Origin of the sequence: Ectothiorhodospira sp. 9100 (genome assembly GCF_022227565.1) — a bacterium.
Lineage (GTDB): Bacteria > Pseudomonadota > Gammaproteobacteria > Ectothiorhodospirales > Ectothiorhodospiraceae > Ectothiorhodospira > Ectothiorhodospira marina.
In genome coordinates this window covers 70,886-79,140 of sequence record NZ_JAJNAN010000012.1, presented here as the reverse complement: position 1 = coordinate 79,140, position 8,255 = coordinate 70,886, and the positions used below count along the sequence as shown (strand labels likewise).

Here is an 8,255-nt window from a genome sequence, read left to right as displayed (position 1 = left end):
TCAAAGCATAACACATGCGTAGCTATTTGATCACCGGGTTAATAAAAGATAAATTCTCATACTGCCCCAGGAACGAACCTTGTCTAACACCAGGCCTAAGATTGCAATATTCATACCCTACTTCAATAGCGGAGGCGTGGAACGAATGTTGGTCAATCTCGCATCCGGCTTGAGCGAAAAAGGCGTTCCACCTACCTTTATCGTTAATCATGCTCACTCAGCATTCTTGGAACAACTAACCAACGACATCAACCTCATAGCGCTCGAAGAAAAGGATAGCAAAGGAATTGTGGAAGCCTTTACTGACTATCTTTTGGAGAAGCGACCAGAAGTCATCCTTAGCGCAAAAGAAGATTGCGATATACTTGCCGCACGCGCATGGAGGCGATCCGGTAGACAGGCAAGACTGTATATGCGCACCGTAACAAACATGACCCAGCAAATGTCGCATCGCAACGCCATTCGACGCACTTGGAGACTTTGGAACGCGAGGCACCTATACCGTCAGGCCGACGGAATCATTGCCGTTTCCTCAGGAGTAGCAAAAGATTTTCAAAAAATCACTGGCCTGCCTTCAGACCGAATACATACCGCTCCTAACCCAGTTATAACACCCGAACTTATTGAACAATCTAAAGCGCATGTAGATCACCCCTGGTTTAACGAGCATGATCGACCCATCGTCCTGAGCGCGGGACGCTTGGGCCGTGCAAAAAACTTTTCCATGCTGGTTTCGGCGTTTGTGAAAGCACGTGCGGACCGCCCCATGCGTTTAGTGATACTCGGCGATGGACGAAGACGTGAACGCCTACTTAAGCAAGCGCAAGATCTAGGCATAGCTGAGGACATCTTTTTCCCTGGATTCTCAAAAAATCCTTACGCATGGATGTCTCGCGCTGATTTGTTTGTACTTTCGTCCCTATGGGAAGGATCACCCAATGTACTTACCGAGGCTATGGCATTAGGTGTACCCGTCATCTCAACTGACTGTCCTTCAGGCCCCAGGGAACTATTGGCCGAAGGAAAGTATGGGCCACTAATACCCTTGAATGATGTAGATGGCATGGCTAAAGCAATAATTGATGTTTTAGATACCCCACCCAAATCAGATGATCTCAAAAAAGCCGTAGAGGACTATAACGTCGAGCGTAGCGTGGAAATTTACATGAAAATCATGAATCTAAAGCCCGCAGCAGGACAAGCCCTATCTGGAAAAATTGAAATACCAAAAAGAAAACATCTCGCCATCTTGATTTCACTTTCGGGAGAAGGTGGTGTAGAACGAATGATACTAAATTTAATACACGCAATAAGTAACAAGGGATTCGATATCGATCTTCTGTTAATAAGAGAAGAAAGCCGTCATTTAACTGGATTACCCCCTAGCGTCAATATTATCCGCTTAGGTACGAGGCACAGCCAATTGTCTATAAGGCCTTTGTCCCGCTACCTTCAGACACATCGCCCCGCCCTGCTGCTGGCCGCCAAGGATCGCGCCGGTCGAGCCGCGCTGAAGGCCCGGCGCAAGGCCGGGGTTGATACCCGCATCTTCATCCGCCTGGGCACCACACTGTCCGAGGCCATGGAAGGGCGTTCGAGGCTGAGGAAATGGCTGCGCTACCGCCCCATGCGACGGCTTTATCCCTTGGTAAATGGGATCATTGCAGTGTCACAGGGGGTAGCGGATGATGTGCGCCAGATTACCGGCCTGCCTGAAAACCGGGTGCATGTGGTGCGCAATCCCGTGATCACCCCAGGATTTGAGGCATTGGCTGCCGAACCTGCTCCGCACCCCTGGCTGGAAGATGGGGGTGATCCGGTCATCATCGGCATGGGGCGACTGACCCGTCAGAAGGACTTTCCCACCTTGCTGAGGGCCTTTGCCAGTGTCCAGCCCCACCGGCCTGCGCGTTTGATCATCCTGGGAGAGGGTGGCGACCGCGAAGCCCTCGCCGCCCTTAGTCGGTCACTGGGTGTGGAGGACCGGGTCGTCATGCCCGGTTTTGCGGCCAACCCCTATGCATGGCTAAGACGAGCACATCTTTTCGTACTCTCCTCTGCCTGGGAAGGCTCCCCCAACGCACTCACCGAAGCCATGGCACTGGGAGTGCCAGTGGTTTCCACGGACTGTCGCAGTGGCCCGCGCGAGATCCTTCAGGGTGGGCGATACGGCCCGCTCGTGCCAGTGGGCGATGTGACAGCACTGGGTGAGGCCATGCTCGGAACACTGGATGCGCCCTTACCAGCCGACGACATCCGACTAGCGGTAGAGGAATATAGGGCCGAAATCAGTGCCCGCCGCTACCTGGAAGTCATGGGCCTTGAATCCCCGAAATAAAAGCCTCCACCCGTTGCACGTATTCCGTGTAATCCCGCAGGCAACTGCCGATGGAGCGGTGCAGGATGCTCCGGTCCACATCGTTGTAGTCATGCACCAGGATATTCCTGAGACCCGCGCTGGCGGCGATGGCCTTGGCAAAGTCCGCGTCGCATATATCCAGGTCGGCCAGCATGAGGAAGGTATCCCGGTAGCTGAGGCGTGTGCTCCGGGCCTGCGGCGGCAGACATTCCGCCAAGAGGTGTTCATTCACATCCACGGCGCGCATGACGATGCGTTCGATGATGCGTTCCACGGCGGCCAGCCGGATGTCGTCTGCCAGAAGTTCCTCCAGGGTGAGATCCTTGAAGCGCACCAGACGCACCAGGTCATCCGTGATCAGCTGCAGTTTGCGTCGGACGAATTCCTTACGAATCATGTAGTTGATCCTCCAGCCAGCCAAGTTTCCGACGCTGCAGGGTCTGTTCCAATCGCCGCAGATCGGCGGAATCCACGTAGTCACGGAAGGCATATGCCCGGTATTCGCAGAAAAGATCGGGATCACCCCATAACAGGCGGCCGATGGACATGATCTCCTGGCGAAACAGGGGGTCAGCGTCTTCCAGGCGCACCACGTCAAGATTGTGACCGGGGAACAGTGATGATACCTGTAGGTCCGCCTTCAGCAGTCCCTCATGGGGGCACCCCAGAATGGCCAGATCCACGTCACTTTCAGGGCCCGGTGGAGGACGCTGGCGGGCGTGGGAGCCGTAGAGCACGACCAGCCTCAGGCCCAGCCCTGTGGCTGCGGCGTCGAGTGCCTGCGGGTCTGGGGAAAGGGGATTCATCAACTGTCGCGTTGGGGCTGACCGAGGTGTGTTCATGATGGGGACGGGCTTCTTCCGGGTCAACGTCGATCGTGCGGGGAGAGCGCGGTGGGAGGTCGGCGGCTGGGGCTGCCCCCCTCATCCCCCGCCCTTCTCCCGAGGGGAGAAGGGAGTAGTGCCTGTAGACACCCACGCCGCTGGATTGGATACTTTGCCCCCCTCACGATCAAAGCCCACCGATCCCCCATGCTCCTCTCCCTCAAGCACAACTTCCTCTTCGTTCACATCGCCAAGACCGGTGGCACCAGCGTGCGGGCGGCGCTGTCGCGTTACCGCTACCAGGGACCCTGGGGCGTGCCCCTGTTCCTGTCCGACAAGCTGGATCAACTGAGCGGGCACCGGATCGGTGCCAAGTTTCCCCGCCATGCCAAGGCCATTGCTGCCCGGGAGATGCTGCCGGCAGAGCTGTACGACAACCTCTTCAAGTTCGTGTTCGTGCGCAATCCCTGGGACCTTCAGGTCAGCTCATTCTTTCACATCCGCAAGGAGCGCCCCCATGTGCTGGAGGGGGTGGAAACCTTCGAGCAGTTCGTGAAGCTCAAGTTCGACCCGCAGCGGGAATGGAACTACATGCTGGATACGTCGAAGGAGTTGCAGCGGGACTATGTGACCGACATGGGAGGACGATGCATCGTTGACTTCATTGGTCACTACGAGAGCCTGCAGGAGGATTTTGATACCGCCTGCGGGCGTATCGGCATCCCCAGGGTCGCCCTACCCCACCGGCGCAAGGCCGAGGGGCGGGATGATTACCGGCGCTACTACACGGACGAGACGGCCCGCATCGTCGAGGCCCATTACCGGCCGGATATCGAGATGTTTGGCTACCGATTCGACTCCCCTGCCCCTCAGGAGAGGCAGGGGTCAGCCGAATGAACGTCAGCCGCTAATCCTCCAGCGTGAACTCCGTGCTGCAGTAAGGGCACAGGATCCGGCCATCCTTGCTGTCCTCAATGGGCAGAAACACCCTCGGATGCGATGCCCATAGCGCCGTGCCCGGCATGGGGCAATGCAGGGGCAGGTCCTTGCGGGTCACCCGGATGGCCGTCTGCTGATTGGCCACCTGATACTGATCCTGATGCAGTGCGGTCTGCGGATTGGGCATGGCATCTCACTCCTTGGGGCACGTCAGATATAGGTGAGCCACTCATCATGCTTGGGATGGCGGCCCTTGACCACATCAAAATACAACGTCTGCAGCTTCTCGGTGATGGCACCGCGACCACCGTTGCCGATGCTGCGGCCATCCAGTTCGCGGATGGGGGTCACCTCGGCGGCGGTGCCGGTGAAGAAGGCCTCGTCGGCCACATAGACCTCGTCCCGGGTGATGCGCTTCTCGCGCACCTCAATGCCGCACTCATGGGCCAGGGTGATGATGGTGCGCCGGGTGATGCCATCCAGGGCGGAGGTGAGCTCAGGGGTGTAGATCACGCCGTCATACACAATGAAGAAGTTCTCGCCACTGCCCTCGGCCACATAGCCCTCGGTGTCCAGCAGCAATGCCTCGTCACAGCCACAACCCTGAGCTTCCTGAAGGGCCAGCATGGAGTTCATGTAGTTGCCGTTGGCCTTGGCCTTGCACATGGTCACGTTCACATGGTGCCGACTGAAGGAGGAAGTCTTCACGCGGATACCGCGCTCCAGGCTCTCGGTGCCCAGGTAGGCGCCCCACTCCCAGGCGGCCACGATGGCGTGCACCTCCAGGTTGTCGGCCCGCAGACCCATCCCCTCGGCCCCGAAGAAGCACATGGGACGCAGGTAGGCGCTGGTGAGCTTGTTGTCACGCACGGCGGCTACCTGGGCGGCGTTGAGCTCATCAGGCGTGTAGGGGATGGTCATGCCCAGGATATGGGCGGAACGGAACAGGCGACGGGTGTGGTCGCCCAGTCTGAAAATGGCCGGACCGCGGTCGGTCAGATAGGCGCGTACGCCCTCGAACACCCCCATGCCATAGTGCAGGGTGTGGGTGAGCACATGGGTCTTGGCCTCGCGCCAGGGCACCATCTCACCGTCGTACCAGATCAGACCATCGCGATCGGCCATGATGGACATGCAATGCTTCCTCTTGAATATTCGATCATCAGTGCCCCCACCGGGGGATGGAACACCGCCGGGAGGGGCGATGGGTCAGGTCATCAACTGCTGCCAGTAAGCGCGCACCCGGTCCCGCTCCCGGGACCACTGAGCCGCATCCACCCGTGTCGTCTGATCCTGAAGCGTCAGTTCGTGGATACGGTCCCTGAAGGCCCGGTAGGTATCCATCAGGAACACGGCAGCGTCCCTGGACATCAGATCGGTCTCGATCAGTGATTCCAGGATACGGATATTGTCCGGATAGGTGGACAACTCCGGATACTCTCTGGCATGTGCCAAAACCAGGTATTGCACCATAAATTCGATATCCGCGATACCGCCAGGGTCTCTCTTCAGATCAAAGCGCGCGGGATCACGACTGGCGTGCTCTTTCCACATCTTCTCGCGCATCTCGCGCACCTGGCGCTTGAGCTCCTCCGGATCCCGCTCGCGCCCCAGCACACGCTGACGCATGGCCTGGAAGGCCTCGGCAATCCGGGCATCGCCCGCCACGGGGCGGGCCCGTACCAAGGCCTGGTGTTCCCAGGTCCAGGCGGAGTTCATCTGGTAGTCCTCGAAGGCCTCCAGACCAATCACCAACAGTCCGGCGGCACCGCTGGGGCGCAGGCGCGTGTCCACCTCGTAGAGCCGTCCGGCGCCGGTGAACACCCCCAGAAAATGCAGTATGCGCTGCCCCACCCGGGCAAAGAACTCACTGTTATCCAGGGAGCGATCCCCATCGGTCATGGCCTGATCACCCCGGCTGTCGTGCAGGAAGACAATATCCAGATCCGAGCCATAACCCAGTTCCAGCCCCCCCATCTTGCCATATCCCACCACGGCGAAACCCGGCTCATAGGGCTCACCATCGATCAGGCAGCGGGGTCGGCCGTGCTTGGCGATGAGCTGTTCCAGCACCAGCGACAGCACCTTTTCCAGCACCACCTCGGCGATCCAGGTGAGGTGATCGCTCACCTTCATCACCGGCAACACATCCATGATATCGGCTGCCGCCACCTTGAGCACCTGCACCTGCTTGAACATGCGCAGGCGATCCATCACCTGCTCCAGGTCATCCAGAGGCACCTGTACCAACTCGTCCTCCACTGCCTCGCGCAACCCCTGGCGATCCGGTGGAGCATACAGGCTGCGGGGATCCAGCAATTCATCCAGCAGCAGGGGATAGCGGGTCAGGTGATCGGCGATCCAGGGGCTGGCTTCGCACAGGCGCGCCAGTTGCGACAAGGCCAGGGGGTTTTCCACCAGCAGAGAGAGGTACACCGAGCGCCGGGCGATGGTCTGCACCAGCCGAAGCAGACGACCGAGTGTCGCATCGGCCTCCTCCAGGCCGTTCAAAACGCCCAACATCAACGGCATCAGACGATCCAGGCGCTCCCTTCCGGTGGCGGTCAGCGAGCGACAGGCACTGCTTTCACGCAGATGCTCCACGGCGGAGAGGGACGACCCGGGATCCTTCAACCCCAGCCCAACCAATACCTCCAGGGCACGTTCATGCCCCAGGCTACCGGCCCACAGGGCCGCCAGATCACGCTGCACATCGGACTGGGCAGCCGCCTCGCCCTCCTCGTCCGCGCGCTGGGGGGCCGCGAACACCTGCTCGAAGTGCCCATGGATGCGACGCATATGGCGGCCCAAGGCAGTCTCAAACCCCTCCCAATCGGCAAAGCCCATGGACAGGGCGAGACGCAACTGCCCGGCCTGATCGGGGGGCAGACAATGAGTCTGCTGATCCGCCACCATCTGCAAGCGATTCTCCGTGCGCCGCAGGAAGGCATAGGCCTCCTTGAGCTGTTCCACGGCATAGTCCGGCATGACCTCCTGACGGGCCAGCTGATCCAGCACCGGGCGGATGCCACGCAACTGCAGCGAGGGATCGCGGCCGGCACGAATGAGCTGGAAGGCCTGTCCGACAAACTCCACCTCGCGGATGCCGCCCTCGCCCAGCTTCACATCCCGCTCCTTGCCCTTGCGCGCCGCCTCGCGGTTGATCATGGCCTTCATGTCCCGCAGCGACGCAAAGGCCCCGTAGTCCAGATAGCGGCGATAGACAAAGGGCCTGAGCAGGGTATGCAGTTGCTCAGCACTTTCCCGATCTCCGGCCACGGCCCGGGCCTTGATCAGGGCATAGCGCTCCCATTCCCGCCCATGGCTCTCGTAATAGTCCTCCAGGGCATCAAAACTCATCACCAGCGGACCGGCATCGCCAAAGGGCCGCAGCCGCATGTCCACGCGGAACACGAAACCATCCGCGGTCTTCTCATGGAGTACCTTGATCAGGCGCTGGCCCAGGCGGATGAAGAACTGCTGGTTCTCCAGGCAGCGCTCCCCATCGGTCTGCCCGGGCTGGGGGTAGGCGAAGATCAGGTCGATATCCGAGGAGAAGTTCAGCTCCCGCCCCCCCAGCTTGCCCATGCCCAGCACCACCAGTCGCTGGGAATGGCCCTGGGCATCCCGGGGCTCGCCATGTCGGCGTGCCAGTTCCCGATGCTGCCAGGTGAGGGCCTCGTCGATGAGATGCTCGGCCAGGCGGGTCAGATCCTCCAGGGCTTCATTCAGGTCGGAAAGGCCCGCCAGGTCACGCCAGGCAATGCGCACCATCTCCCGGTTGCGCACCCCGCGCAGGGCACGCATCAGGGCCGGCTCATCGGTGGCATCTTCCAGGGCCTCGGCCACATGACGGGCCATCTCGCCATCCTCATACGACCGTTCCAGATCCCCCGACGTCACCAGATCCACGAACAAGGCCGGTCGTCGCACGCAGGTCCGGGCCACAAAATCACTGTAATACCAGACCCTCCCGATGAGATCCGGCCACGCATCCAGGGACACCCCCTCACGCTCACAGGCCTTCAGGAAGTCATCACCAAGATGGTTCACGCTGGCGCGGGCGGCGCTGGGCACGGCATCAAGCGGCAGGTCTTCAGGAGCAGGCAGGGTCATCGGGGCAACTCAAGAGC

Annotated in this window: 7 protein-coding genes; 2 read left to right on the top strand and 5 right to left on the bottom strand. The window is 59.9% G+C overall.

The window, feature by feature from the left end:
* The first annotated feature begins 136 nt into the window (after positions 1–136).
* Positions 137–2,338 (top strand): glycosyltransferase, encoded by a 2,202-nt coding sequence (locus tag LPW29_RS15615; RefSeq protein WP_338018678.1) that lies wholly within the window; start codon positions 137–139, stop codon positions 2,336–2,338.
* Here LPW29_RS15615 and hepT read toward each other — a convergent pair.
* Both hepT and LPW29_RS05910 read right to left on the bottom strand, forming a co-directional pair.
* On the bottom strand, positions 2,313–2,756 hold the full coding sequence (gene hepT, locus LPW29_RS05915) for a type VII toxin-antitoxin system HepT family RNase toxin (protein ID WP_238627255.1): 444 nt from the start codon (positions 2,754–2,756) through the stop codon (positions 2,313–2,315). The two genes, LPW29_RS15615 and hepT, sit on opposite strands and share 26 nt — an antisense overlap.
* Positions 2,746–3,165, bottom strand: coding sequence for a nucleotidyltransferase domain-containing protein (locus LPW29_RS05910; RefSeq protein ID WP_238627254.1), 420 nt, complete (start codon positions 3,163–3,165; stop codon positions 2,746–2,748). The genes hepT and LPW29_RS05910 overlap by 11 nt, the downstream gene beginning before the upstream one ends.
* A 225-nt stretch (positions 3,166–3,390) precedes the next feature.
* On the opposite strand from LPW29_RS05910, the gene LPW29_RS05905 reads away from it, so the two are divergent.
* The gene (locus tag LPW29_RS05905; RefSeq protein WP_238627253.1) at positions 3,391–4,080 is read left to right on the top strand and encodes a sulfotransferase family 2 domain-containing protein; all 690 of its coding nucleotides are present in this window, start codon (positions 3,391–3,393) and stop codon (positions 4,078–4,080) included.
* A 10-nt stretch (positions 4,081–4,090) separates the two neighbouring features.
* Here LPW29_RS05905 and LPW29_RS05900 read toward each other — a convergent pair whose 3' ends face one another.
* The 3 genes from LPW29_RS05900 to glnE form a co-directional block, all read right to left on the bottom strand.
* Complete coding sequence (locus LPW29_RS05900) at positions 4,091–4,309, bottom strand: zinc-finger domain-containing protein (protein ID WP_090250654.1); 219 nt, start codon at positions 4,307–4,309, stop codon at positions 4,091–4,093.
* Positions 4,310–4,332: 23 nt separating this feature from the next.
* Positions 4,333–5,256 (bottom strand): branched-chain amino acid transaminase, encoded by a 924-nt coding sequence (locus LPW29_RS05895; RefSeq protein WP_238627252.1) that lies wholly within the window; start codon positions 5,254–5,256, stop codon positions 4,333–4,335.
* 75 nt (positions 5,257–5,331) lie between these two features.
* Complete coding sequence (gene glnE / locus LPW29_RS05890) at positions 5,332–8,238, bottom strand: bifunctional [glutamate--ammonia ligase]-adenylyl-L-tyrosine phosphorylase/[glutamate--ammonia-ligase] adenylyltransferase (RefSeq protein ID WP_238627251.1); 2,907 nt, start codon at positions 8,236–8,238, stop codon at positions 5,332–5,334.
* Positions 8,239–8,255: the final 17 nt, after the last annotated feature.

Bases quoted from the DNA above. Each gene is read 5' to 3' on its own strand.
- LPW29_RS05905 (WP_238627253.1), top strand. From the start codon at position 3,391: ATGCTCCTCTCCCTCAAGCACAACTTCCTCTTCGTTCACATCGCCAAG.
- LPW29_RS05910 (WP_238627254.1), bottom strand. From the start codon at position 3,165: ATGAATCCCCTTTCCCCAGACCCGCAGGCACTCGACGCCGCAGCCACA.
- hepT (WP_238627255.1), bottom strand. From the start codon at position 2,756: ATGATTCGTAAGGAATTCGTCCGACGCAAACTGCAGCTGATCACGGAT.
- LPW29_RS05895 (WP_238627252.1), bottom strand. From the start codon at position 5,256: ATGTCCATCATGGCCGATCGCGATGGTCTGATCTGGTACGACGGTGAG.
- LPW29_RS05900 (WP_090250654.1), bottom strand. From the start codon at position 4,309: ATGCCCAATCCGCAGACCGCACTGCATCAGGATCAGTATCAGGTGGCC.
- glnE (WP_238627251.1), bottom strand. From the start codon at position 8,238: ATGACCCTGCCTGCTCCTGAAGACCTGCCGCTTGATGCCGTGCCCAGC.